2 protein-coding genes are annotated in these 2,525 nt (G+C 69.6%); both read left to right on the top strand.

Going from position 1 to position 2,525, the window contains the following annotated elements:
• Positions 1–1,330 (top strand): adhesin (locus VF794_RS17755; RefSeq protein ID WP_331111944.1); only part of this gene is annotated, 1,330 nt, incomplete at its 5' end.
• A partial coding sequence (locus tag VF794_RS17750) for a GspE/PulE family protein (protein ID WP_331111942.1) occupies positions 1,327–2,525 on the top strand: 1,199 nt, incomplete at its 3' end. The genes VF794_RS17755 and VF794_RS17750, both read left to right, overlap by 4 nt.

Raw genomic sequence — 2,525 nt, 5'->3', positions numbered from 1 at the left:
CTACATCAACGCCACGGGGGACTTTAAGTGGTCCACCTTCACCCCGACGCAGACGGGGTTCCTGGACCTCCAGTCGTTCCTGACGCGCGAGGTGGGCCATTGCCTGGGACTGAAGGGCGTCTTCGAGCCGGACAACGTGATGTCCCTCGACCTGCCCTCGGGCTTGACGCGGCGGGCACTCACCCAGCACGACAAGGATCATCTCTGCACCCTCTATCCCCAGGCCGGCGAGGTGGGGACGCCCTGCCCGACGGGGACGTGCACCGGGGGACTCACCTGCGTGGTGGTGCCCGAGGCCCCGGGCGTGCCGGCCTCCCGCATCTGCACCAAGGGCTGCTCCAACACCACGCCCGGCGAGTGCCCGGTCCCGTTCGTGTGCAAGGCGTCCACGGCGGTCGCGGGCTCCCAGTACGCCTGCCTGTCGAACATGGCGGATTACGTCACGAGGGTGGGCAATGCCTGTGCGGGTGATGAGCAGTGCAACTCCGCCTGGGCCGTGTGCCTGCCGCCGGTGACGTTGCCGTCCTCGACGACGGTCTGGTCGGGTGGCTACTGCACGCAGGCGTGTGACACCGGGTACGGGACGTGCCCCGCGGGCTCCACCTGCGTCGGGATGGAGATCGGCAAGGCCTGCCTCAAGAACTGCACGCCCGGGGGTACGCCCTGCCGCGCGGGTTACATCTGCCTGGCCCGGCCCGAGGGCAACGTGTGCGTCTCGGCCTGCAACAGCGATTCGGACTGCGGCAACGGCTACGCGTGCCGCCCCTGCGACAACACGTGCGTGCCCCAGCAGAAGCCGGGCGCGTCCGTGGGCGACTCCTGCGGCGTGGACGCGGACTGCGGCACCTACCAGAAGTGCCTGAAGCCCAACGGCCACCCGCAGGGCATCTGCTCCCAGGGCTGCGACTACGGCACGTGCTCCTGCCCGGATGGCACCACCTGCCAGAAGGTGGGCTCCGGCGGCGCGTCCATGTGCGTGCGCACCTGCTCCCAGAACACCTGTGCCTCGGGTCAGCAGTGCGCGCCCTTCTCCGGTGGCGCCACCGGTTGCCTGCCTCCGTGCCGCACCTCGGTCGACTGCCCGCAGGGCTCCACCTGCGGCGGCAACGGCCAGTGCGTCGTGGGCAACGGCTCGGCGGATGCCGGTTGCTCCCTCTGTGGGGGAGGCACCCAGGACGCGGGTACGCCCGTCACTCCGGCCCCGGATGCGGGCACCGGCTCGGGCGGGACGGCCGGTCCCGGGTGCGGCTGCCAGGGCTCCGCCGTGAACGCGTCGGGATTGCTCGGCGCCCTTGCTTTGTTCCTCGTGGCTTCCAGGAGACGCCGTTGACAGCGCCCGTGACCTCGCCCCCTCTCTCGACGCGGAGCAAGACCGACTTCACCCTCTCCTTCGTCCTGGAGGCGCTCGTCGCGCAGCGGGTGCTCACCGCGGAGCAGGCGCAGAACATCTCCGCGCGCGAGCAGGCCGCCCGGGCCCGCGTCCTCAAGAACCACGGGGTCGTGGGCAAGGACGCGGCGCGCTACGAGGTGTCGCCCGTGGAGATCGTCGCCGCCTTCCAGGTGCCCCTGGCGGACGGCCGGGGGGTACTCGACGAGGATCGCACCTCGGAGATCGTCGCCCGCGCCGCCGGCATCGCCTACAAGAAGGTGGACCCGCTCAAGCTGGACATGGCGCTGGCCACCCGCACCATCTCCCGCCCCTTCGCGCAGAAGCACGTGCTGCTGCCGCTGGAGCGCGGCCAGGATGGTCGGCTGCTGGTGGCGGTGGCCAACCCCTTCGATAAGGAACTCTTCGAGGGCCTCCATGTGCTCACCGGCATGCCCATCGAGCCGGTGCTCGCCTCGAAGATCGACATCCTCAAGGCCATCTCGGACATCTACGGCTTCAAGCGCACGCTGGCGCGCGCCGCGGATGACTTCAGCAACAACCCCACCAGCTCGCCGCAGATTGGCAACTTCGAGCAGCTCGTCTCGCTCAGCGGTCGCCAGGAGCTGGACGCGGCGGACCAGCCGGTGGTGCAGGCGGTGGACTACCTGCTGCGCTACGCCTTCGACAACCGCGCCTCGGACATCCACGTCGAGCCCAAGCGCACCACCTCGCTGGTGCGCCTGCGCATCGACGGCGTGCTGCACCCGGTGTACACGCTGCCCGCTGGCGTGCACGCGCCCATCATCTCGCGCATCAAGACGCTCTCGCGCATCGACATCTCCGAGAAGCGCAAGCCGCAGGACGGTCGCATCAAGACCGAGCGCGATGGTCGCGAGGTGGAGCTCCGCGTCTCCACGCTGCCCACCGCCTTCGGCGAGAAGGTGGTCATCCGTGTCTTCGATCCGGAGACGCTGGTGCAGGACATCGCCCAGCTCGGGTTCGATCCGGAGGAGAAGAGCGTCTTCGAGAACTGGATCGACCAGCCCCACGGGCTCATCCTCGTCACCGGCCCCACGGGCAGCGGCAAGACGACCACGCTCTACTCGACGCTCAAGGCGGTGGCCGGCCCGGAGGTGAACGTCACCACCATCGAGGA

It is taken from the genome of Archangium sp., assembly GCF_036389735.1.
GTDB lineage: Bacteria > Myxococcota > Myxococcia > Myxococcales > Myxococcaceae > Archangium.
The sequence above is the reverse complement of the archived record's forward strand: the minus strand, read 5'-3'. Positions and strand labels throughout refer to the sequence as shown.